At 65.9% G+C, this 23,285-nt stretch carries 19 protein-coding genes; 5 read left to right on the top strand and 14 right to left on the bottom strand.

The features are described from left to right. Positions 1 to 66 precede the first annotated feature (66 nt). Positions 67 to 1,683, bottom strand: a complete 1,617-nt coding sequence (locus NP552_RS12220; protein ID WP_054914757.1) for an FMN-binding glutamate synthase family protein — start codon at positions 1,681 to 1,683, stop codon at positions 67 to 69. Between the two features lie 130 nt (positions 1,684 to 1,813). Beyond that, complete coding sequence (locus tag NP552_RS12215) at positions 1,814 to 6,082, bottom strand: DEAD/DEAH box helicase (RefSeq protein ID WP_274096770.1); 4,269 nt, start codon at positions 6,080 to 6,082, stop codon at positions 1,814 to 1,816. Positions 6,083 to 6,284: 202 nt separating this feature from the next. Between NP552_RS12215 and NP552_RS12210 the strand changes: the two genes are divergently transcribed. Together NP552_RS12210 and NP552_RS12205 are read left to right on the top strand one after the other, a co-directional pair. Next, complete coding sequence (locus tag NP552_RS12210; RefSeq protein WP_043861997.1) at positions 6,285 to 6,692, top strand: NUDIX hydrolase; 408 nt, start codon at positions 6,285 to 6,287, stop codon at positions 6,690 to 6,692. Then, a complete protein-coding gene (locus tag NP552_RS12205) occupies positions 6,689 to 7,327 on the top strand; it encodes a LysE family translocator (RefSeq protein ID WP_054914755.1) in 639 nt (212 codons plus the stop codon). Before NP552_RS12210 ends, NP552_RS12205 begins: the two co-directional genes overlap by 4 nt. Before the next feature lie 18 nt (positions 7,328 to 7,345). Here NP552_RS12205 and metR read toward each other — a convergent pair whose 3' ends face one another. Beyond that, positions 7,346 to 8,263, bottom strand: a complete 918-nt coding sequence (metR, locus tag NP552_RS12200; RefSeq protein ID WP_043861995.1) for a transcriptional regulator MetR — start codon at positions 8,261 to 8,263, stop codon at positions 7,346 to 7,348. A gap of 180 nt (positions 8,264 to 8,443) precedes the next feature. Between metR and NP552_RS12195 the strand changes: the two genes are divergently transcribed. Then, positions 8,444 to 9,436: an alpha/beta fold hydrolase gene (locus NP552_RS12195; RefSeq protein WP_274096769.1), complete on the top strand. Its 993-nt coding sequence runs from the start codon at positions 8,444 to 8,446 to the stop codon at positions 9,434 to 9,436. Here the strand turns inward: NP552_RS12195 and NP552_RS12190 are convergent. The 11 genes from NP552_RS12190 to NP552_RS12140 form a co-directional block, all read right to left on the bottom strand. After that, on the bottom strand, positions 9,433 to 9,759 hold the full coding sequence (locus NP552_RS12190; protein ID WP_274096835.1) for a GlpM family protein: 327 nt from the start codon (positions 9,757 to 9,759) through the stop codon (positions 9,433 to 9,435). The two genes, NP552_RS12195 and NP552_RS12190, sit on opposite strands and share 4 nt — an antisense overlap. Before the next feature lie 21 nt (positions 9,760 to 9,780). Beyond that, on the bottom strand, positions 9,781 to 11,106 hold the full coding sequence (locus NP552_RS12185; protein ID WP_043861992.1) for a sigma-54-dependent transcriptional regulator: 1,326 nt from the start codon (positions 11,104 to 11,106) through the stop codon (positions 9,781 to 9,783). Then, the gene (locus NP552_RS12180) at positions 11,103 to 13,010 is read right to left on the bottom strand and encodes a sensor histidine kinase (protein WP_043861991.1); all 1,908 of its coding nucleotides are present in this window, start codon (positions 13,008 to 13,010) and stop codon (positions 11,103 to 11,105) included. Before NP552_RS12180 ends, NP552_RS12185 begins: the two co-directional genes overlap by 4 nt. Before the next feature lie 66 nt (positions 13,011 to 13,076). Beyond that, entirely contained in the window at positions 13,077 to 13,811 is a 735-nt protein-coding gene (locus NP552_RS12175; RefSeq protein ID WP_043861990.1) for an amino acid ABC transporter ATP-binding protein, read from the bottom strand. Then, a complete protein-coding gene (locus NP552_RS12170) occupies positions 13,808 to 14,479 on the bottom strand; it encodes an ABC transporter permease subunit (protein WP_043861989.1) in 672 nt (223 codons plus the stop codon). The genes NP552_RS12175 and NP552_RS12170 overlap by 4 nt, the downstream gene beginning before the upstream one ends. After that, positions 14,479 to 15,225: an amino acid ABC transporter permease gene (locus NP552_RS12165; RefSeq protein WP_043861988.1), complete on the bottom strand. Its 747-nt coding sequence runs from the start codon at positions 15,223 to 15,225 to the stop codon at positions 14,479 to 14,481. Before NP552_RS12165 ends, NP552_RS12170 begins: the two co-directional genes overlap by 1 nt. Before the next feature lie 99 nt (positions 15,226 to 15,324). Continuing rightward, positions 15,325 to 16,239: a glutamate/aspartate ABC transporter substrate-binding protein gene (locus NP552_RS12160; RefSeq protein WP_043861987.1), complete on the bottom strand. Its 915-nt coding sequence runs from the start codon at positions 16,237 to 16,239 to the stop codon at positions 15,325 to 15,327. Positions 16,240 to 16,578: 339 nt separating this feature from the next. Beyond that, positions 16,579 to 18,117, bottom strand: a complete 1,539-nt coding sequence (gene glpD, locus NP552_RS12155; protein WP_274096768.1) for a glycerol-3-phosphate dehydrogenase — start codon at positions 18,115 to 18,117, stop codon at positions 16,579 to 16,581. A gap of 172 nt (positions 18,118 to 18,289) precedes the next feature. Continuing rightward, positions 18,290 to 19,045: a DeoR/GlpR family transcriptional regulator gene (locus tag NP552_RS12150; RefSeq protein ID WP_043861985.1), complete on the bottom strand. Its 756-nt coding sequence runs from the start codon at positions 19,043 to 19,045 to the stop codon at positions 18,290 to 18,292. Positions 19,046 to 19,207: 162 nt separating this feature from the next. Further along, on the bottom strand, positions 19,208 to 20,707 hold the full coding sequence (gene glpK, locus NP552_RS12145) for a glycerol kinase GlpK (protein WP_043861984.1): 1,500 nt from the start codon (positions 20,705 to 20,707) through the stop codon (positions 19,208 to 19,210). Between the two features lie 66 nt (positions 20,708 to 20,773). Beyond that, complete coding sequence (locus NP552_RS12140) at positions 20,774 to 21,625, bottom strand: MIP/aquaporin family protein (RefSeq protein ID WP_274096767.1); 852 nt, start codon at positions 21,623 to 21,625, stop codon at positions 20,774 to 20,776. A 302-nt stretch (positions 21,626 to 21,927) separates the two neighbouring features. On the opposite strand from NP552_RS12140, the gene ybaK reads away from it, so the two are divergent. Both ybaK and NP552_RS12130 read left to right on the top strand, forming a co-directional pair. Next, positions 21,928 to 22,398, top strand: a complete 471-nt coding sequence (ybaK, locus tag NP552_RS12135; protein WP_043861982.1) for a Cys-tRNA(Pro) deacylase — start codon at positions 21,928 to 21,930, stop codon at positions 22,396 to 22,398. Positions 22,399 to 22,490: 92 nt separating this feature from the next. After that, positions 22,491 to 23,270, top strand: coding sequence for a PhzF family phenazine biosynthesis protein (locus tag NP552_RS12130; RefSeq protein WP_058540964.1), 780 nt, complete (start codon positions 22,491 to 22,493; stop codon positions 23,268 to 23,270). Positions 23,271 to 23,285 lie beyond the last annotated feature (15 nt).

Below are 23,285 nucleotides of genomic sequence, written 5' to 3'. Positions count from 1 at the left end.
TTGTGTGGCTGTACTGCCCCTTCGCCGGCAATGCCGGCTCCTGCAGGTGAGGAGTCGGCGACGTCGTTACGCCGCTTCGGCGTTGGGCTCGAAACTGTCTGCCCGCGCCATCTGCCACATCCGCGAGTAGAACTCGCCGTTCACCTCGCCGGTAAGCAGTTCACCCGGCTTGAGGAACACGTGCAGCTGCGAGAACAGCTTGATCTCGGTGGCCGACATGCGCCGCACCAGGTGCTTGGCCTCCAGCTGCGAGGGGTGATCCAGCCCGGCGGCGGCGAGCATCTCGGCCAGCGCCTTGAGCGTGTTGCGGTGGAAGCTGAACACCCGCTGCGCCTTGTCCGGCACCACCAGCGCCCGCTGGCGCAGGCCGTCCTGGGTGGCCACGCCGGTCGGGCACTTGTTGGTATGGCAGCTTTGCGACTGGATGCAGCCGATGGCGAACATGAAGCCGCGCGCCGAGTTGGCCCAGTCGGCACCGATGGCCAGCACGCTGGCGATATCGAACGCACTGACGATCTTGCCGCTGGCGCCCAGCTTGATCTTGTCGCGCAGGTTCAGCCCCACCAGGGTGTTGTGCACGAACAGCAGCCCTTCGCGCAGCGGCACGCCGATGTGGTCGGTGAACTCCACCGGCGCGGCGCCGGTGCCGCCTTCCTTGCCGTCGACCACGATGAAGTCGGGCAGGATGCCGGTCTCGAGCATGGCCTTGGCAATGCCCATGAACTCCCACGGGTGGCCCAGGCAGAACTTGAAGCCGACCGGCTTGCCGCCGGACAGCTCGCGCAGCTGGGCAATGAACTGCATCAGCTCGATGGGGGTGGAGAATGCGCTGTGGCGCGACGGCGAGATACAGTCTTCGCCCATCATGATGCCGCGGGTGTCGGCGATTTCCTGGGTCACCTTGTGCTTGGGCAGGATGCCGCCGTGGCCGGGCTTGGCGCCCTGGCTCATCTTGATTTCGATCATGCGCACCTGCGGGCTGCTGGCCTGCTGCGCGAAGCGCTCGGGGTCGAAGCGACCGTCCGAGGTGCGGCAGCCGAAGTAGCCGCTGCCCAGTTCCCAGGTCAGGTCGCCGCCATGTTCGCGGTGGTAGGGGCTGATGCTGCCCTCGCCGGTGTCATGTGCGAAGTTGCCGAGCTTGGCACCCTGGTTGAGGGCGCGAATGGCGTTGGCGCTGAGCGAGCCGAAGCTCATGGCCGAGATGTTGAACACCGAGGCCGAATAGGGCTGGGTGCACTGCGGGCCGCCGACGATCACCCGAAAGCTCTCGGGGTCGCTGAGCGGTGCCGGGCGCATGGAGTGGCCGATGAACTCGAAGCCCGACTGGTAGACGTCGATCAGGGTGCCGAACGGCTTGTCGGCGGTTTCGTTCTTGGCCCGCGAGTACACCAGCGAGCGCTGGGCGCGGGAGAAGGGCAGCGCATCGCTGTCGGATTCGAGCAGGTACTGGCGGATTTCCGGGCGGATGCCCTCCACCAGGTAGCGGATATTGCCCAGGATCGGGTAGTTGCGCCGCACCGCATGGCGGCTCTGCAGCAGGTCGAACAGGCCCAGCAGGCTGAGCAGGCCGGTGACCAGGGTGAAGGGCCACAGCCAGTCGTGGTGCAGGAACGGCAGGCTGGCGAGGGTGAACACGACACACGCGGCGAAGAAGGCATAACGGCTGAGGAGGGAGAGGCTCATGCGGGTTCCTTTTGCAGGCAATCCAAGACCTTATATCGAATGGGGGATTGGATGCCAGTGAACCCATCAAGACAGCGTCGCGGCCTTCGCCGGCAATGCCGGCTCCTGCACACACCGCAAAGCTTCGGGATCAGTGATGGACATCGCGCACCACCCGCTCACGCAGCGCCGCATCCTCCTGCACCCAGTACTGCGCCTTGCCCGCCACCCGCGCCGCCACCGCCACGCCGTCGCGGTACACCACCCGGTTGCCGCTCACCGCTGCCACCTTGCTGCCGGGCAGCAAGGTGCCCACCAGGTTCAGCGGGTCGCTGGCACTCACTGCCACCAGGCTGCCATCCAGCGGGCGCCTGCGTACTTCGCGCAATACGCCGATGGCCTCGGGCAAGGCGAACTGTTCGCCGGCCAGCCCGCTGATGAAGCGACCGCCACGGATCTCGCCACGCGCCTCCAGGCGGTGCAACGTGCGCAGCAGGTCCCGCCAGCTCGGCAGCCAGTCGGCCTCGCGTTCGAGCAGCCGCCAGCACACCACGCCATAGCGGCGCAGCAAGGTCAGGGCCACCTGTTCCAGGGCGTCCTCGGCCGGCGTGCCGGCGCGGCGCAGCAATGCCCAGCGCCCGGCGTCCTCCATGCCGCCACTGAATGCCCCGCGACCACGCCGATGGCTGCGTGCCTGGCGCTTGCTGGCCGGGGTGATCAGTGCACGCAGGCCGGCAAAGCTGTCGGCACTGATCTGCCCGGCCGCCACCAGTACCTGCAGGGCTGTCTCCAGCTCGCTGGGCAACAGGCGTGCCTCGTCGCGCAGTTCATCGAAAAACAGCGCGCCGTGCTCGCTGAGCGCGGCCAGTACACGTTGCGCGCGGGGCGACGGTGCCGGGGCGTCGTCGGTGGCGGCCAGTGCTCGCCACAACCCCAGCCGCGCCCGTGGCAGCAGCACGACAGGGGTGCTGCGCAGGGTACTGGCCGCAGCCTTGCCCGAAGGGGCCAGGCGAGCCCACACGAACTTGCCGGCCCGGCAGGCATCGTCCAGCCACTGCCCGCTGTAGTCGCGCAGCCGGCTCGGCAGCAGGTCGCTTTCCCAGGCCGAGGCCGCTGCGGCGAAGCCTTCCAGTTGGGTCAGCGCCTCGCCCAGCGCCGCCGGGCCCTCCAGCCGGGTGCCGGGCGAAAGGTGCTGCCAGTCGAACAGAAAGCGCATGAAGTCCTGCAGGCTGACCGGCTCGATTTCGCGGCGCAGGCGCTTGAGCGTGTAGCGGTGGATGCGCGCCAGCAGGTGGCGTTCGCACCATTGTTCAGGGGTGTGGCCCGGGCTGAAGTGCCCGCGCATCACATAGCCCTCGGCTTCGAGGCGCAGCATGGCCTGCTCGACCTGTGAGGGGCTCAGACACAGCGGCGCGCCGATCTCGCTGCTGGTCAGCGGGCCGAAGCCGCTCAGGCGCGCGCGCAGCAGTTCCACGGCAGCACTGTCGGCATCGATGGGCTGATCGAACCCGGGCAATGGGGTGGGCGCCGCTTGCGGGTACAGCGCCAGCAGCCACGGCAGGCGTTCGCGGGCCAGCCACAGGCCGCCACCCTGCGGCAGCCTCAGGTGGCAGGCGCGTGCGCCGGCGGCCAGTTGCTGCAGCCATGCCAGCCAGCCCGGGTTGGCCTGCACCTCGGCATCGCACACGGCCGCCAGGCTCATCAGTGCCTCGTGCATTTCGTCGGTGCCGCCGGGCAACGGCCAGGCCTCGGCACGCACTGCGGCAATCGCCTGCGGATCCAGTGCGCCCAGGTCGTCGGCACTTTGCGGGTCGCTCCAGCGCCGGTTGAGCACGGCCTGGGTGCGCCGCTCTTCCAGCGGTGCGTCATCGAGAAAGGCGTATGGACGTGCATTCAGGATCGCCGCCGCCAGGGGCGAAGGCGCCGGCAGGTCGCGGCAGATCAGGCGGATGCGCTTGTCTTCGATGCGCCGCAGCAGGTTCAGCCAGCCCTCGCAATCCATCGCCTCGTGCAGGCAGTCGTCGAGGGTCTGCTCCACCAGCGGGTGGTCGGGAATCTCGCGCTCGCCGACGATGTTTTCCAGGCACGCCAGCTGGTCGGGGAACACGGCAGCGGTGAGGTCTTCGCTTTTCATGCGCTGGATCTGCGGGGCGACCTTGCGCCCGCCGGCATAGCGCGGCAGTGCCAGCGACACCCCGGCGTTCCAGCGCCAGCGCACGCCGAACAGCGGCGCATCGAGCACGGCCTGGGTCAGCAGGTGCTCGGCACTGGCGCTGGAAATGTAGCGCCACACCTCTTCCAGGGCAAAACTGTGGCCGGCCGACAGCGACAGGATCAGCGCATCCTCGCTGGCTGCCGCCTGCAACTCGAAATTGAAGGTGCGACAGAAGCGTTTGCGCAGTGCCAGCCCCCAGGCGCGGTTGATGCGGCTGCCGAAGGGCGAGTGGATGATCAGCTGGGTACCGCCGGACTCATCGAAAAAGCGCTCCATGATCAGCGTGTCCTGCGAGGGCAGGGCGCCGAGGGCCTGGCGGGTGCGGGCCAGGTAGTCGAGCAGTTGCTCGGCGCTGTCCGCGTTCAGCCCGAGCGTGGCGTGCAGCCAGGTCAGCAGCGGTTGCAGCTGGCCGCCGCTGGCATCCAGGCGCTGGTCGATTTCGGCTTGCAGGCGTGCCACCGCGAAGGACAGCTCGTCGCTGCGCCCCGGCGCCTCGCCCAGCCAGAAGGGGATGGTCGGCGGTTGCCCGTGGGCATCCTCCACCCGTACCTTGCCGGCCTCCACGCGCAGGATGCGGTACGACGCGTTGCCCAGCTGGAAGATGTCGCCGGCGATGCTCTCCACCGCGAAGTCTTCGTTCACACTGCCGATGTTCAAGGCCTGGGGTTCGAGCAGCACGCGGTAGTCGGCGTTGTCCGGTATCGCCCCGCCACTGGTCAGGGCGGCCAGCTGGCTGCCGCGCCTTCCACGCAGCTGGGCACTGACCGCATCGCGGTGCAGGTACGCGCCGCGCACGCCCTGGCGCCCGCTGTAGCCTTCGGCGAGCATGCGCAGCAGGGCCTGGTAATGCGCCTGGTCGAGATTGGCGTAGGGCATCGCGCGGGTGAGGCACGCAAACAGCGCCTGTTCGTCCCAGGGCTGGCAACTGACCTCGGCGACGATCTGCTGGGCCAGCACGTCCAGCGGTGCGTTGGGGATATGCAGCTCGTCCAGCTCGCCACGGCGCACGCAGTCGAGCAGGGCCACGCACTCGATCAGCTCGTCGCGGGTGGTGGCGAACACACGACCCTTGGGGGTGCCGTCCACCTGGTGGCCGGAGCGGCCAACCCTCTGCAGCAGCGCGGCAATCGAGCCAGGCGAGCCGATCTGGCACACCAGGTCGACCTCGCCGATGTCGATGCCCAGCTCCAGCGAGGCGGTGGCCACCAGCACCTGCAGCTCGCCGCGCTTGAGACGCTGCTCGGCGTCGAGGCGAAATTCCTTGGCCAGGCTGCCATGGTGCGCGGCCACCGCCTCGCGCCCCAGGCGCTCGCTCAGGTGGCGCGCCAGGCGCTCGGCCAGGCGCCGGGTGTTGACGAACACCAGGGTGGTGCGGTGCTCGCGGGCCAGTTGCGCGAGGCGATCGTAGACCAGCTCCCACACGTCGTTGGCCATCACCGCGCCCAGTGGCGCGCGCGGTACCTCGATGGCCAGGTCGCGCTGGCGCGCATGGCCGATATCCACCAGGGCGCAGGGGCGCTGATGGCCCACCAGGTACTGCGCCACCCGCTCGATCGGACGCTGGGTGGCCGACAGGCCGATGCGCCGCAACGGGCGCTGGCACAGCGCCTGCAGGCGTTCCAGGCTCAACGCCAGGTGGCTGCCGCGCTTGTTGCCGGCCACGGCGTGGATCTCGTCGACGATTACCGTGTGCACCGAGGCCAGGCCCTGACGCCCGGACGTCGAGCCGAGCAGCACGTACAGCGACTCGGGGGTGGTCACCAGGATATGCGGGGGCTGGCGGCGCATGGCCGCGCGTTCCTTCTGCGGGGTATCGCCGCTGCGCACTGCGGTGCGCAGGGTCGGCGTGGGCAGCCCGAGGGCGGCCAGTTCGGCGCTGATACCGGCCAGGGGGGCCTGCAGGTTGAGCTGGATGTCGTTGGACAGCGCCTTGAGCGGCGAGACGTACACCACCAGCGTCTGTTCGGGCAGCTCGCCGCCGGCGTGCAGGGCCTGGGTGAAGAGTTCGTCGAGGACCGCGAGGAACGCGGTGAGGGTCTTGCCGGAGCCGGTGGGGGCCGCCACCAGCAGCGATTGCCCGCTGCGGATCAGCGGCCACGCCTGGGCCTGGGCGGCGGTCACCGTGGCGAAACGGTGCTGGAACCAGGCACGGACGGCGGGGTGGAAGGCGTCGAGTACCGGGTGATTGCGGGCGGGCAGGTTCATCAGCTGTTTATGCGGCCGTTGCGCCCTGGTTGCAAGGGGCTTTCGTCAGGCTGCTGCGGCCGCTTCGCCGGCAAGGCCGGCTCCTACAAGGAATGCGCCGAACCTGTGGGAGCCGGCCTTGCCGGCGAAGCGCTCAGCAAGATTGAAAGCCCTGCGCCAGCATGTGATCCTAGCGCGCCTTCCCCGCCACGAGCCGCCTACCATGAGCAAAACCATCCGTATCGCCGCTGCCCTGTTGCTCGATGCTCAGGGCCGTACCCTGTTGGTACGCAAGCGCGGCACCCTGGCCTTCATGCAGCCTGGCGGCAAGATCGAACCCCACGAGCAACCCGTGGATGCCCTGGCCCGCGAGCTGTTCGAAGAGCTGGGCCTGCGCATCGACCCGCAGCAGGCGCAGTACCTGGGCCAGTTCAGCGCACCGGCGGCCAACGAGCCGGGTTTCGAAGTGCAGGCCGAGTTGTTTCAGTTGCACACCGACCTGACGCTTGAACCCGCAGCGGAAATCGAGGAAGCCTGCTGGGTCGACGCCCATCAGGTGGATCACCTCGAACTGGCGCCGCTGACCCGCGACCTGATCCTGCCGCTGCACCTGCAACGGGCTGCGCAATGATCCCGCTGCACGAATGGCTGCTGTTCAGCGGCGCCGCGCTGCTGATGGTACTGACCCCCGGGCCGAACATGATCTACCTGATCTCGCGCTCGATCTGCCAGGGCCGCATGGCCGGCGTGACGTCGCTGATCGGTGTGGTGGGCGGGTTTCTGGTGCACATGACGGCCGCAGCTGTGGGCCTCACCGCGTTGTTCATGGCCGTGCCGCTGGGTTACGACCTGCTGCGCTGGGCCGGTGCCGGCTACTTGCTGTGGATGGCCTGGCAGGCGGTCAAGCCGGGTGCGCGCTCGCCGTTCGAGCCCCGTGAGCTGGCCCCGGATTCACCGGCGCGGCTGGTGACGATGGGGTTTCTGACCAGCGTGCTGAACCCCAAGGTGGCGGTGTTCTACCTGTCGGTGCTGCCGCAGTTCATTTCGCCCGAGCACGGCTCGGTGCTGGCGCAGAGCCTGACCCTGGGCCTGACCCAGATCGGCGTGAGCTTCACCGTGAACCTGCTGATCGCACTGTTCGCCGCCGGCCTGTCGGCCTGGTTCGCGCGCTACCCGCTGTGGCTGATGTTGCAGCGCTACGTGATGGGCTTTGTGCTGGCGGCCCTTGCGCTGCGCCTGGTGCAGGAACAACGCAAACTGGCTTGATGCTTGCCACTTGAACCTTCAGCGCACTGCACTGACCCCATCCAGGGTCGAGAACGAGGTGTCCTTGGCGGTCAGCAGAAAGTCGCGCATGTACGGTGCATCGAGCATGTCGCTGCGCACTGCGGCGTACAGCGTGGCGAACAGGCCCTTCTCACCCAGGCGCTTGCCCTTCACGTAGCCGCGCGAACTGTACTCGTGCAGGGCCCAGTGCGGCATGCCGCACACCCCGCGTCCGCTGGCCACCAACTGCATCATCATCACCGTCAGCTCGGCGGTGCGCACCTGCCCGGGCTCGATGTCGGCAGGCTCCAGAAAGCGCGTGAAGATGTCCAGGCGGTCGCGTTCCACCGGGTAGGTGATCAGGGTTTCCGTGGCCAGGTCCTGCGGCACCACGTAGGGCCTGGAGGCCAGTACGTGCTGGTTGGCCACCGCCAGCATCGCCTCGTAGGTGAACAGCGGCACGTAGGTGATACCGGTCAGCTCCAGCGGGTCGGAGGTCACCACCAGGTCCAGGTCGCCACGGGCCAGGGCCGGCAGCGGGGCGAAGGCGAAGCCCGAGGCCAGGTCCAGCTCCACCTCTGGCCAGGCATCGCGGAACTGGTCGATGGTGGGCATCAGCCACTGGAAGCAGCTGTGGCACTCGATGGCCATGTGCAGGCGCCCGGCGGTGCCGCCGGCCAGGCGCGCAATATCCCGTTCGGCGCCGCGCAGCAGCGGCAGGGTGGCATCGGCCAGTTGCAGCAGGCGCAGGCCGGCGCTGGTGAAGCGGATCGGCTTGGTCTTGCGGGTGAACAGCTGCATGCCCAGGCGTTCTTCGAGTTCCTTGAACTGGTGGGACAACGCCGACTGGGTCAGGTGCAGGCGCTCGGCGGCCTCCACCAGGCTGTCGGCTTCGCGCAGGGCGTGCAGGGTCTTGAGGTGGCGAATTTCCAGCACCAGGGTGCTCCATGAACAGAATTTGATGGATGAGACAATTCGTTGAGTTTGTCTCATGTTGACGATGCTGTCGACCGCCCGGCAGTTGTCATCAAACGGTCACCGATCTGTGGCAGCGCGCCGGCATGAACTTCATCAGACTCGCGCTTTACTGGCGAACTGCACTCTGGTGTTTCTTTCATGCGGGCAATCCTGTTTCTGGTGGCGCTGTGCAGCGCCTTTTCTTCGTTCGCGGCGCCTCGCTGCGACATCACTTCAGCTATCCGATACGCCGAGGCGGGGCGGGTCAGCCTGGCCTATCAGAGCATCGGGCGTGACAGCGACCCAGCCCTGCTGCTGGTCATGGGCCTGGGCGGCCAGTTGATCCACTGGCCCGACGAGGTGGTACTTGCGCTGTGCCAGCAGGGCTTCAGGGTGATCCGCTACGACAACCGCGACGTCGGCCTGTCGCGCTGGAACCAGCCCCCCGCCCAGGCCAACCTGACGGTCGAGGCGCTGCGCTACCGGTTCGGCCTGCCGGTGGCGGCGCCCTACAGCCTGAGCGACATGGCCGCTGATGGCCTGGCGCTGATGGATGCGCTGCACGCGCAGCGCTTTCATGTGCTGGGGGTGAGCATGGGTGGAATGATTGCCCAGCACCTGGCGGCGATGGCGCCCGAGCGGGTCGAGAGCCTGACCCTGATCATGTCCAGTTCGGGGGCACAGGGGCTGCCGGCGCCTGCGCCGGCGCTGATTCGGCAGTTGGCCCGGCGCGGTGCGCCGAATCGCCAGGTGGCCCTGGAGCAGCAGGCCGACCTGCTGGCCGCGCTGGGCAGCCCGCAGGTGCAGGATGATCGCCAGGCCCTGTTGCAGCAGGCCGCCACTGCCTACGACCGGGCCTTCAACCCCGAAGGCGTGCAGCGCCAGGTCATGGCCATACTTGCCGAGCCCAGCCGTGTCGAGCTGCTCGACAACCTGCGGGTACCGGCCCTGGTGGTGCACGGCACGGCCGACCCGCTGTTGCCGGTGATGCACGGCGTGCACCTGGCCGCGCACATCCAGGGCAGCCAGCTACGCCTGATACCGGGCCTGGCGCACCGCTTCCAGGAGCCGTTCAAGGCCCCGCTGCTGGCGGCGGTACTGCCTTACCTGAAGGCGCACCGCGAAGAGCTGGGCCATCTGGCCCAACGCTAGTGCAGGCGCCCCCATACGCTGACCAGCACGGTGGCGGCGATCAGCCAGGCCACCGCCGCCAGCGCCAGTGACAGCTCCAGGCGCAGGCGGTCGACCAGCACGTACAGCGCGGCCAGGTACACGAAGTAGGGGATGATCGACCACATGCCGAACACGATGGTGGCCTTCAGGTCCTCCAGCGAGCGGCCCTTGCCGATGATGTAGTGGGCAATCAGGGCAAAGGTGGGAAACAGCGGCACCAGCCCGGCCACGTAGTAATTGCGGGTCTTGGCCAGGGCCGCGATGATCAGCACCACCACGGCGCCCAGGCAGGCCTTGAGAATCATGTCCATCGAAACGCTCGCTCAGGCCAGGCCGTATTTTTTGACTTTGTCGAACAGGGTGGTCTTGGCCATGCCCAGCTCCTGGCTGGCCTGGCTGAGGTTGCCGCCGGTGCGCTGCAGGGCGTCGCTGAGCAGGTTGCGCTCGAAGGCCTCGACCGCCTCGGCAAAGCCCAGGCTCTGCGCCACATTGGCGCCGGCCTTCTTGAACGCCGGCAGGCCCAGGGCGTGGCGCTCGGCCACGTTGCGCAGCTCGCGCACGTTGCCCGGCCAGTCATGGGCCATCAGGCGCGACAGGGTCTGGCTGTCCAGCGGCGGTGCCTCGCGGTCGAAGCGCAGGGCCGACTGCTGCAGGAAGTGCTCGAACAGTTGCAGGATGTCTTCGCGGCGCTCGCGCAGCGGCGGCAGTTCCAGGGTCACCACGTTGAGGCGGTAGTACAGGTCGCTGCGAAACTGGCCGGTCTGGCCGAGGGCATCCAGGTCCGATTTGGTGGCGGCGATCACCCGGCAATCCACCGCAATGCTCTGGTTCGAACCCAGGCGTTCCAGGGTGCGCTCCTGCAACACGCGCAGCAGCTTGATCTGCAGGTTGAGCGGCATGCTCTCGACTTCGTCGAGAAACAGCGTGCCGCCGTTGGCGTGCTCGATCTTGCCGATGCGGCGCTTGCCGGCACCCGTGAAGGCGTTGGCCTCGTGGCCGAAGATTTCGGTCTCGAACAGGTTCTCCGGCAGGCCGCCGCAGTTCAACGCCACGAAGGGCTGGCTCTGGCGCCGGCTGAAGTCGTGCAGGCAGCGCGCGACCAGCTCCTTGCCGGTGCCGGTCTCGCCCTCGATCAGCACGTTGGCCGAGGTATCGGCGACGTTGGCGATCAGCTCGCGCAGGTTCTGCATGGCCGGCGAGCGGCCGATGATGCGCCCCTCCAGAGTGCTGCGCTCGGCCAGCTGGCGGCGCAGCGAGAACACTTCGCGGGCCAGGCCGCGCTGTTCCAGCGCCCGGCGCACCACATCCACCAGGCGCTCCGGCGAGAAGGGCTTTTCCATGAAGTCGTAGGCGCCGTTGCGCATGGCGCCCACGGCCATGTCGATGTCGCCGTGGCCGGTGATCAGCACCACCGGCAGGCTCTTGTCGCGGGCCTTGAGGCGGCTGAGCAGTTCCAGGCCATCGATGCCCGGCAGGCGGATATCGCTGACCACGATGCCGGCGAAATCATCGCCGATGCGCTCCAGTGCCTGTTCGGCACTGCCGACGCCTTCGCAGGCGATATCTTCCAGGGCCAGCGCCTGCTGGCACCCGAGCAACACATGCGGATCGTCTTCGACGATCAGGACGGTAAGGGGCGATGGGGTCATAGGGACTCGGCAGGTTCAGTGGGGGCATCGACCAGCGGCAGGCTGAGCACGAACGCGGTACCGCCGCTGGCGGGGTGTTCGACGTTCAGGGTACCGCCGGCTGCAGCGGCGAGGCTGGCCGACAGGGTCAGGCCCAGGCCCAGGCCGTGCTCGCCCGGTTTGGTGGTGAAAAACGGTTCGAACAGGTGCTTGCGCGCTTCATCGTCGATGCCATGGCCGTTGTCGCGCACGCGCAGGCGGTACTTGTCGCCCACCAGCTCGCCTTCGAGCCAGAGTTGCGGCAGCGGCACCGCGGCCATGGCATCCAGGGCGTTGCCGATCAGGTTGACCAGGATCTGCTCCAGGCGGGTCTGGTCGATGGTCAGTTGCTGGTCGGCGTACTCGAGGTGCAGTTTCAGGTGACAGCCCTCGATGCGCGCATTGAGCAGTTGCAGGGCGGCGGTCACGGCCTTTTCCAGCGAGGCCTGGCCACGGTCGTCGCCGCGCCGGGCGAACGAGCGCAGGCTGGCGGTGATACGGCCCATGCGGTCGATCAGTTCGTTCATGGTCAGCAGGTTGGCGCTGGCGGTTTCCAGCGCACCGCGCTGCAGAAAGCGCACGGTGTTGCCCGACAGGGTGCGCAGCGCCGCCAGCGGCTGGTTCAGCTCATGGGCGATGCTGGTCGACATCTGCCCGATGGCCGCCAGCTTGCCGGCCTGCACCAGTTCGTCCTGGGCATGGCGCAGGGTCTGCTCGGCGTGCCGGCGTTCGCGGATCTGGCCCTTGAGGCGTTCGTTGCTGGCACGCAGGTCGGCGGTGCGCTCGGCAATCTTGCGTTCGAGCTGGTTGTTGGCTTCTTCCAGCGCCTCGCGGGCGGCCAGGCGGGTGGCGATCACCTTGCGCCGCTCGTTCCAGGCTATCAGCAGGATCGCCAGCAGGGCGAAGGCCACGGCCACCAGCACGCCCTGGATCATCGATTCGTGGCGCAGGTCCTGCAGTGGGGTCAGCAGGGTGAAGTGCCAGGGCGTGTCGCTCAGGCGCCGGGTCTGGGCCAGGTAGGTGACCTTGCGGTTGCTGTCGCCCAGTTCGGCATTGGCCGGAAAGGTCAGCTTCTCGACCCCGTCGGCGAGCTTCTCGCGCGCCAGCGGCTGCAGTTCGTTGAGCGGGAACCAGTAGTACTGCAGGCTGCGCGCCAGGCGCTCCTTGATTTCCGGGGTCAGCGGGCGCACCGACTTCAGCCGCCGCGCCGGGTCGCTGGAGAGGATGATGATGCCGTTCTCGTCGCTGACGAAGGCTTCCAGGCGGGCTCGCTGCCAGCGCTCTTCGAGCGCTTCCAGGCGCACCTTGATCACCGCCACGCCGATGATCTTGCCGTGTTCCTCCAGGCCATGGGCCAGGTAGTAGCCAGGTTCGCCGGTGGTGCTGCCGATGCCGTAGAAGCGCCCGGGCTGGCCGCGCACGGCATTCTGGAAATAGGCACGGAACGAGAGGTCTTCGCCCAGGTAGCTGTCGACGTCGCGCCAGTTGCTGGTGGCCTGCACCCGGCCGGTGGTGTCGAGCACATAGATGGCGCGGCTGCGGCTGCGCCGGTTGAGCCCTTCGAGGTATTCGTTGACCGCCTGGCGCTGGTCGCCATCGGTGGAGTTCAGCAGGCTGGAGACGCTGTCTTCGAGTTCCAGCAGGCTGGGCAGGTAGGTGTACTTGCTGATCTCGCTCTCGACCGCGCGGGCATGCAGTTCAAGCTGACGCTCGCCGGTCTCGCTGAGGGTGCGGATGCCGTTGTGCTCGCTGATCAGGTAGCCGATCACACCCAGGCCGATCATCAGCAGCAGGACCAGTGGGGGCAGGAACAGGTGGCGGATCAGGCGAGGTTTCACGGCAAGGTCAGGCTTGGCTGGGCGAAAGAGCGTGGGATCGCATTTCATCACAGTGGCCTTGTCACGACCAGCGCCCTCTGCCCGGCGTGGGCCGGGCAGGGGCACCGGGCGGCATCAGTGCTGCAGGATCTTGCTGAGGAAGTGCTGGGTACGCTCGTCGCGCACGCTCTGGTCACCGAAGAACTCTTCCTTGGTGCAGTCTTCGATGATGTTGCCCTTGTCCATGAAGATCACCCGGTTGGCCACTTTGCGCGCAAAGCCCATTTCGTGGGTCACGCACATCATGGTCATGCCTTCGTGGGCCAGTTGCACCATCACGTCGAGTACCTCGCTGACCATTTCCGGGTCCAGGGCCGAGGTGGGTTCGTCGAACAGCATCACGATCGGGTCCATGGCCAGGGCGCGGGCGATGGCCACGCGCTGCTGCTGGCCGCCGGAGAGCTGGCCGGGGTGCTTGTGCGCATGGGCCGACAGGCCGACGCGCTCGAGCAGTTGCAGGCCCTTCTTGGTGGCTTCTTCCTTGCTGCGGCCCAGCACCTTGATCTGCGCGATGGTCAGGTTCTCGGTGATGGTCAGGTGCGGGAACAGTTCGAAGTGCTGGAACACCATGCCGACCCGCGAGCGCAGCTTGGGTAGGTTGGTCTTGGGGTCGGCGATCGAGGTGCCGTCGACCACGATGTCGCCCTTCTGGAACGGTTCCAGCGCGTTGACGCACTTGATCAGGGTGGACTTGCCCGAGCCAGACGGCCCGCACACCACCACCACTTCGCCTTTCTTGACCTCGGTGCTGCAGTCGGTCAGAACCTGGAAATCGCCGTACCACTTGTTGACGTTCTTGATGGAAATCATACGGTTATCCTTTTCTGCAGACGCTTGACCAGGAAGGAAGCGGAGAAGCTGATGACAAAGTACACGGCGCCGGCAAACAGCAGGAACTCGTTGGAGCGCCCGATGATGTCGCCACTGGCCCGTGCCGAGTTGAGGAAGTCCACCAGGCCCACGGTGTAGACCAGCGAGGTGTCCTGGAACAGGATGATGCTCTGCTGCAGCAGCAGCGGGGTCATCTTGCGAAATGCCTGGGGCAGGATGATCAGGCGCATGGTCTGCGCGTAGTTCATGCCCAGTGCCTGGGCAGCCGCCATCTGGCCCTTGGAGATCGACTGCACGCCGGCCCGCACGATTTCGCAGAAGTACGCCGCCTCGAACATCATGAATGCCACGACGCAGGAGGTGAACGCACCCACCGGGGTGTCTTCGCCGGTGATCCAGCGCAGCACGAACGGTACCGCCAGGTAGAACCAGGTGATCACCAGCAGCAGCGGGATGGAGCGAAAGTAGTTCACGTAGGCGCCGGCCAGGCGCGACAGCAGCTTGCTCGACGACAACCGCATCAGTGCCAGCACGGTACCCAGCGCGATGCCGCCAATGATGCCCATGAGCATCAGCTGCAGGGTCATCTTCATGCCGTTCCACAGGCCCGGCAGGGCTGGCACGATTCCACTGAAATCCATGTCCATTATTTACCCCCCACGGAGATCAGGCCCGGCACCGCGACTTTCTTCTCGACCAGGCGCATCAGCAGCATCAGCCCCATGTTCAGGGTGAAGTAGATCAGCGTGGCCAGGGTGAAGGCCTCGAACAGGTTGGCCGAGAACTCGGCGGTCTGCTTGGTCTGTGCCAGCAGCTCCATCAGGCCGATCAGCGACGCCACCGAGGAGTTCTTGAACACGTTCAGGAATTCGGAGGTAAGCGGCGGAATGATGATCCGGTAGGCTTGCGGCAGCAGCACGTTGTTGTAGATCTGCGGCAGGCTGAAGCCCATGGCGCGGGCAGCGGCTTCCTGGCCACGGGGCAGTGCCTGGATGCCGGTGCGCACCTGCTCGCACACCCGTGCAGCGGTGAACAGCCCCAGGCAGATGACCACGCTGATCAGCGCCGAGGTGGTCGGGTTGAGGTCCTGCTTGTACCACTCCTGCAGGCCTTCGGGCAGCAGGTCGGGTACCAGGAAGTACCAGATGAACAGCTGCACCAGCAGCGGCACATTGCGAAACAGTTCCACGTAGCACGTGGCGATACCCGACACCAGACGGTTCGGTACGGTACGCATGACGCCGAGCACCGAGCCCAGCAGCAGCGCAATGATCCAGGCGGCAACGGCGATCAGGATGGTCCAGCCAAGGCCGGTGATATACCAGTCCAGGTAGGTCTCGCTGCCAACGCCGGTGGACTTGAAAAAAACGCCCCAGTCCCAGTTGTAATTCATCGGGGTCTCCCCTCAGATCGGTTGTTTCACGGGCACCTTCGAGCATCCGGGGGCGCTGGGCGCCCTCGGATGAAAGGTTAGACACTAACTAGCTGGGGGTCAGGACTTCTTTTCGTCTGCAGCTTTGTCGGTAGGATTGGCGATCAGCGCCTTGAGCTCGTCGCTCATGGGGAACATCAGGTTCAGGCCTTTAGGCGGGATTGGCTGGTTGAACCACTTGTCGTAGATCTTGTTGATCTCACCCGACTTGTACAGGGCGACGATGGCGTCATCGACCGCTTTCTTGAACGGGGCATCGCCCTTGCGCACCATGCAGCCGTAGATTTCATAGGACTGCGGGGTACCGGTCACGGCCCAGTCGGTCGGCTTCTTGGCCTTGGCCATTTCGCCGGCGAGCAGGGCGTCGTCCATCATGAAGGCCACGGCGCGGCCGGACTCGAGCATCTGGAACGACTCGCCGTGGTCCTTGGCGGAGATGACGTTCATCTTCATCTGCTTGTCGGCGTTCATCGACTTGAGGATGCGCTCGGATGTGGTACCGGCGGTGGTCACCACGTTCTTACCGGCCAGGTCCGGGAAGTCCTTGTAGGAGGAATCCTTTTTGGACAGCAGGCGGGTACCGATCTCGAAGATGCCGACCGAGAAGTCGACCTGTTGCTGGCGCTCGAGGTTGTTGGTGGTGGAACCGCACTCGACGTCAACGGTGCCGTTCTGCACCAGCGGGATGCGGGTCTGCGAGGTGACCAGGTTGTATTTGACCTTCAGGTCCGGCTTGTTCAGGTCCTTTTTCAGGGCCTCGACGATAGCCAGCTGGATGTCGTGGGAGTAACCGACGGGTTTGCCCGAAGCGTCGGCGATGTAGGAGAACGGGATGGAAGCGTCGCGGTGCCCCAGGGTAATGGTGCCCGAGTCGTTGATTTTCTTCAGGGTGCCGGTCAGTTCGGCGGCAAGGGCCGGCGTGCTGATCAAAGCGGTCGCCATGGCGGCGCCCAACAGATGGGGAACGATACGCATCAAATTTTCCTCGACGTTGTTTTTCTTATTGAGCCGTTGGCGGGCTCTTTCGTTCAGCGAACACAGCAATGAAGCGGTTGCGCATTCGGGTACTGAGTGTAGAGCATGACTCATGCCAAACTCTGATTTTGATCATAACCCCATGCAAATAGCGGCGGCGGGCATTTTTTGCCGGGGTATGGCGGGGGAGGGATGTCCGGGTTTCCGATTAAGGGCCAATGGCTCGTTCGGGAAACCGAACAGATAGTGCTTTGGTGGCCTCATCGCGGGTCAAACCCGCTCCCACTGGTTTGGTGACCTTGTGGGAGCAGGCTTGACCCGCGATGCGATTTTGCGGTGTCAGGCTGCCTGAATACGCCCGCGGCTCAGTTCTACCCGTTGCAGGTAAACCCGCAGAGCCTGTTGTTCGGCCGGGCTGGTGAAAAGCCCCAGCTTGGTGCGCCGCAGCAGGATATCGTCGGCGCTGACCGCCCATTCCTCGCTGCACAGGTAATCCACCTCGCGGGTGAACAACCCGCCACCAATCGCATCGCCCAGGTCGTCCGGGCCCTGGACGCCCTCGAGCAGGCGCCATACGCGGCTGCCGTAGGTCAGCGCCCAGCGCTTGGCGATATCCGCTGGCAGCCAGCCGAAGCGCGCGAGAATCTCGTCGCACAGCGCCTGCGGCGTGGTCATCTGTTCACCGCCCGGCAGGCTGGAGGTGGCGGTCCAGCTACCGGTCATCTGGGTGAAGTACGGCGCCAGCTCGGCCATGGCCGACTCGGCCAGCTTGCGGTAGGTGGTCAGCTTGCCGCCGAACACCGACAGCAGCGGCGCCTCGCCGGCAGACGCCGACAGGGCCAGGGTGTAGTCGCGGGTGACCGCCGAGGGGTTGTCCGACTCGTCGTTGCACAACGGGCGCACACCGGAGTAGGTGCTGAGGATGTCGGCGCGGCCCAGCTGGTGGTTGAAGTGCGCGTTCACAACCTTGAGCAGGTAGTCGGTCTCGGCCTCGGTGATGCTCACCTGGGCCGGGTCGCCGCTGTACTCGCGGTCGGTGGTGCCGATCAGGGTGAAGCGCTCCAGGTACGGGATGGCGAACACGATGCGCTGGTCTTCGTTCTGCAGGATGTAGGCATGCTCGCCCTCGTACAGCCGGGGCACGATCAGGTGGCTGCCCTGAATCAGGCGAATGCCGTAGGGCGCCTCCAGCTTGAGGTCGTCCTTGATGAACCTGGCCACCCACGGGCCGGCCGCGTTCACCAGGGCGCGGGCCTGGATGGTCTGCTGGCTGCCGTCGGCGCGTTCGAGCTGCACGTTCCACAGCTTGCCCACGCGCCGTGCGCTGACGCAGCGGGTACGGGTGAGGATGTGCGCACCCAGCTCACGCGCGGCCATGGCGTTGAGCACCACCAGGCGGGCGTCGTCCACTGCGCAGTCGGCGTATTCGAAACCGCGGGTGATGGCCGGCTTGAGCGGGTTGCCCGGGCCGAAGCGCAGGCTGCGCGAGGCGCCCAGCTGCTTGCGCTTGCCCAGATGGTCATACAGGAACAGGCCGGCGCGGATCATCCAGGCCGGACGCAGGTGCGGCTGGTGCGGCAGCACGAAGCGCATCGGCTTGACGATATGCGGCGCCTTGGCCAGCAGCACTTCGCGTTCTGCCAGCGCTTCGCGCACCAGGCGGAACTCGTAGTGCTCCAGATAGCGCAGGCCACCGTGGATCAGCTTGCTGCTGGCCGAGGACGTATGGCTGGCCAGGTCGTCCTTTTCGCAGAGCAGTACCGACAGGCCGCGTCCGGCCGAATCGGTGGCGATACCGACGCCGTTGATGCCGCCACCGATCACGGCAACGTCGTAGATTTCGGCAAGGGCGGGCGATGGCGAGCTGGACTGGGACACGAGGCGGCCTCTGGTTTCTATCGAATATGAACATTAATGTTCGTTTGCGAAAATGGTAGCGCAACAAAATGGCGCCCGCCAGTCGCTTTCAATAGAAAATACTGATCGGATGACAAATAAATGAAAAATTATGAACATTCGAGCGGCCCCCGTTGCGAGGGCCGCGATGGCGCTACACCACGTCCAGGCGGATCTTGTGCTGGTTGAGCAACTGGGCGAGGGCGGCGACGGGGGGCTGGTCGGTCACCAGGCAGTCGATCAGGCTGATCGAGCCCAGGCGCACCATGGCGTTGCGCCCGAACTTGCTGGAGTCGGCGGCGAGGATCACCTGGCGCGCATTGGCGATGATGGCCTGGGACACGCGCACTTCCTGGTAATCGAAGTCGAGCAGGCTGCCGTCCTCATCGATGCCGCTGATGCCGACCAGGGCGAAGTCGACCTTGAACTGGTTGATGAAGTCGACGCTGGCCTGGCCGACCACACCGCCATCGCGGCGCACGTTGCCGCCGGCCAGCAGTACTTCGAAATCGTCCTTGGCGCTGAGGATGGAGGCCACATGCAGGTTGTTGGTGATGATCTTCAGGTGGTTGTGGTTGAGCAGGGCGCGGGCGATGGACTCGGTGGTGGTGCCGATGTTGATGAACAGCGAGGCGTGATCGGGGATCTGCGCGGCGATGGCTTCGGCGATACGCTGCTTTTCGTCGCGCATCTGGTCGGCACGCATGGCGTAGGCGGTGTTCTCGATGCTCGAGTCATAGGCCGCGCCACCGTGATAGCGGCGCAGCAGGTTCACTTCGGCCAGCTGGTTGATGTCACGGCGGATGGTTTGCGGGGTTACAACGAACAGCTGCGCCATTTCCTCGATACTGACATAGCCGCGTTCGCGGACCAGCTCGAGAATTTGTTGTTGGCGAGGGGGCAGATTCATGGGCGGTCCTTTTGGGCTGCCGGGCAAATCTGCATGATGCCGCAGGATGGGGGCGGGGGCCAGCGCGGGGCTGGCTGAAACGATCCTGTGGGCGCCTCGCCAGCAAGGCTGGTGCCTACAGTGTAGGAGTCAGCCTTGCTGGCGAAGAGGCCTGCGCAGGTTTTATTCCTCGTGCGGTTCCCAGTCGCGGGTACGGTCCACTGCCTTCAGCCAGCCGGCGTACAGCTTCTCTTTCTGCGCCTCCTCCAACTGCGGAGTGAACTCGCGCTCGATGATGGCCTTGCCGCGCAGCTCGTCCAGCCCGCTCCAGAAGCCACATGCCAGGCCGGCCAGGTAGGCGGCGCCGAGCGCAGTGGTTTCGCGCATCTGCGGGCGTTCCACGCAGGTGCCGAGAATGTCGGCCTGGAACTGCATCAGGAAGTTGTTGGCCACCGCGCCACCGTCCACCCGCAGTGCGCTCAGGCGCTCGCCGCAATCCTGCTGCATGGCGTCGAGCACGTCGCGGGTCTGATAGGCGATCGACTCCAGCGCGGCGCGGATGATGTGGTCGACCTTGACCCCGCGGGTCAGGCCGAACAGGGCGCCGCGCGCGTACGGGTCCCAGTACGGCGCACCCAGGCCGGTGAATGCCGGCACCAGGTACACGCCGTTGCTGTCCTTGACCTTGCTGGCGAAGTACTCGGTGTCGTGGGCGTCGTTGACGATCTTCAGTTCGTCACGCAGCCACTGCACGGTCGAACCGCCGTTGAACACCGCGCCTTCCAGGGCATAGGCCACTTCGCCGCGCGGGCCGCAGGCAATAGTGGTCAGCAGGCCATGGGACGACTGCACGGCCTTGTCGCCGGTGTTCATCAGCAGGAAGCAGCCGGTGCCATAGGTGTTCTTGGCCTGGCCCGGCTCCACGCACATCTGGCCGAACAGCGCAGCCTGCTGGTCGCCGGCGATGCCGGCAATGGCGATGCCGCTCTTGGTGTGGCCGTACACCTCTGACGACGAGCGTACCTGGGGCAGCATCTGCTTCGGGATGCCCAGCACCTGCAGCATCTTCTCGTCCCATTCCAGGGTGTGGATGTTGAACATCAGGGTGCGCGAGGCGTTGGTGTAGTCGGTGACATGCACCTTGCCGCCGGAGAACTTCCAGATCAGCCAGGTATCCACGGTGCCAAACAGCAGCTCGCCGCGTTCGGCGCGTTCACGCACGCCGTCGACGTTATCCAGGATCCACTTGAGCTTGGTGCCCGAGAAGTACGGGTCGGTGACCAGGCCGGTGGTTTCGCGAATGTAGTCCGCGTGGCCGTCACGCTTGAGCTGCTCGCAGATCTCGGTGCTGCGTCGGCACTGCCAGACGATGGCGTTGTACACCGGGCGACCGGTTTCGCGGTCCCACACCACGGTGGTCTCGCGCTGGTTGGTGATGCCGATGGCCGCCACCTGGTCGTGGCTCAGGCCCGCCTGGGCCAGTGCTTCGACCATGGTCGCGCTCTGGGTGGCGAAGATCTCCATCGGGTCGTGCTCGACCCAGCCGGCCTGGGGGTAATGCTGGGCGAACTCGCGCTGCGAGGTGCCGACCACGTTGGCGTCACGGTCGAAGATGATCGCGCGTGAACTGGTCGTGCCCTGGTCCAGGGCAATGATGTAGTGCTTGTTCGGGGTGTCGGTCATGGTGTGGGCCTTGCACTCGAAAAGGTGGAAGTCGGGGCAGGGCGAGCCTGGCTCGCCGGTTCGGCATCAGGAGGCCTGGGTCTTGCCCCGAGCGTTGTCGTCGGTCTGGGCGTTCGCGCCGTCTGCCGTGGGCAAGTTGCGCGCGATCACGCCGCGATACAGGGCGGCACCCACGCTTGCACCTATGATCGGCGCAATGATGGGAACCAGGAAATAGGGAATGTCACGTGCGCCAGTAAAGGCCACGTTGCCCCAGCCGGCCAGGAAGGTCATGAGCTTGGGGCCGAAGTCGCGCGCCGGGTTCATCGCAAAGCCGGTCAGCGGGCCCATGGCACTGCCGATCACCGCGATCAGCAGGCCGATCAGCAGTGGTGCCAGTGCGCCGCGGGGCAGGCCGTTGCTGTCGTCGGCAAGGGCCATGATCACCGCCATCAGGATGGCCGTGATCACGGCCTCCACCAGAAATGCCTGGCCGGTGGACAGCAACGGGTGCGGATAGGTGGAGAACACCGAGGCCAGCTCCAGGCTGGCGGTGCTGCCGCGCACCATGGCGTGGGTCTGTTCGTAATCGAAGAACAGGTTGCTGTACAGGGTGTATACCAGCGCCGCGCCGCAGAAGGCACCGGCCACCTGGGCGACGATGTAGAACGGCAGCTTGCGCTTTTCGAAGCCGCTGAACAGGCTCAGGGCGATGCTCACGGCCGGGTTCAGGTGTGCACCCGACACCCCGGCGGTGAAGTAGATCGCCATGCTGACCCCCACGCCCCAGATGAAGCTGATTTCCCACAGGCCGAAGCTGGCGCCCGCGACCTTGAGTGCCGCGACGCAGCCGGTACCGAAAAAGATGAGCAATGCGGTGCCGAGGAATTCGGCAATGCATTGGGCAGACAGCGTTGGTTGTCGTAGAGCAGTCGTCATTCGTGACCTCGGTTCTTGTTGTTGTGAGGCGCGTGTGCGCTCGACAAAAACCCGAGCAGAATCCCCATTCTGGTCGGGTTGACGGCAGAACTGCACGGTATTGGGGCAGTTCGATATTCAGAATCGAAAAAATATAGACAAGAAACGCTGATGTCAAAGGTCGAAAGTGAACTGCCATTCATATTCTGACTGCCGGTGGCTCAGGTGGTGTCGGTGGCAACCGGGCGGGTAATGGTTGGCTCCGGCGTTTTGCCCTAAAGTAGCCAGCGACTGGAGACCGATCACCCTGCCTGGAGCCCTGCATGACCCCCGCCCTGGATTTGCTCAAGAAAGCCCGCGCCGAACACCGCATCCACAGTTATGAACACGACCCCAAGGCGGCTTCCTACGGCCTGGAAGCCGCCGAGAAGCTCAACCTGGAGCCAGCGCGGGTGTTCAAGACGCTGCTGGCCAGCACCGAGAAGGGCGAGTTGCTGGTGGCGGTGGTGCCGGTGGTGGGCAGCCTGGACCTCAAGGCCCTGGCCCATGCGGCGGGCGCAAAGAAGTGCGAAATGGCCGACCCGATGGCCGCACAGCGTTCCACCGGGTACCTGGTAGGCGGGATCAGCCCACTGGGGCAGAAGAAGCGCCTGCGCACCTTCATCGATGCTTCGGCGCAGCAGTTCGAAACCATTCATGTCAGCGCCGGGCGGCGCGGGCTGGAGGTGGAACTGGCGGCGGCGGTGCTGGCCGAGCACACCCGGGGCAGCTTTGCGGCGATCGGCCGCGAGTAGCATCTGTATCCTCCAAATCCGGCCATTCTGTATATGGAAGCGCGAGCGCCCGGGCAGGCATGCTCGCTGCCTTCCCATGCAGGAGCCAACCCATGCAGCTTGAATTTCACCAGGTCGATGCCTTCAGTTCCCAACCCTTCAGCGGCAACCCGGCGATGGTGTATCGCCTGGAGCAATGGCTGCCCGATGAACTGATGCAAAAAATTGCGGCCGAGCACAACCTGGCCGAAACCGCATTCGTCGTGCGCGAGGCGCAGCGCTGGCGCATCCGCTGGTTCACGCCCTCCACCGAAGTGCCGCTGTGCGGGCATGCGACCCTGGCCAGCGCGCATGTGCTGTTCGAGGTGTATGGGGAAGATGCCGAGTGCCTGGCGTTCGACAGCCGTTCGGGGCCGCTGACCGTGAGCCGCGAGGCGGGGCGCCTGGTGCTGGACTTCCCGCGCTACGACCCGCAGCCGCTGGCCGAGCTGCCGCCGGTGGCGCAGGCGCTGGGGTGCCCGGTGGTCGAGGTGTGGCAGACCAATGAACTGTTCGTGGTGCTCGAAAGCGAACAGGCGGTGCGGGATTGTCGCCCTGACATGGCGGCGCTGGTGCCGTTGCCGGGGCTGGGCGTGATTGTCACGGCGCCAGGGCGCGAGCATGATTTTGTGTCGCGCTATTTTGCGCCGGGGATCGGTATCCCTGAAGACCCGGTGACCGGCTCCACGCACTGCTCGCTGATCCCTTACTGGGCGCAGCGCCTGGGCAAGGATGAGCTGCACGCGGTGCAGTGTTCCGCGCGGGGTGGGGAGCTGTTCTGCCGCCTGGAAGGGGCGCGGGTGAAGATTGGCGGGTATGCGACGCGGGTGGCGAGCGGGACGTTGTTCCTCTAGCGGCCCTTTTCGCCA

This window comes from Pseudomonas sp. 8209 (assembly GCF_028682105.1).
GTDB classification, from domain to species: Bacteria; Pseudomonadota; Gammaproteobacteria; order Pseudomonadales; family Pseudomonadaceae; genus Aquipseudomonas; species Aquipseudomonas palmensis.
The sequence above is the reverse complement of the archived record's forward strand: the minus strand, read 5'-3'. Positions and strand labels throughout refer to the sequence as shown.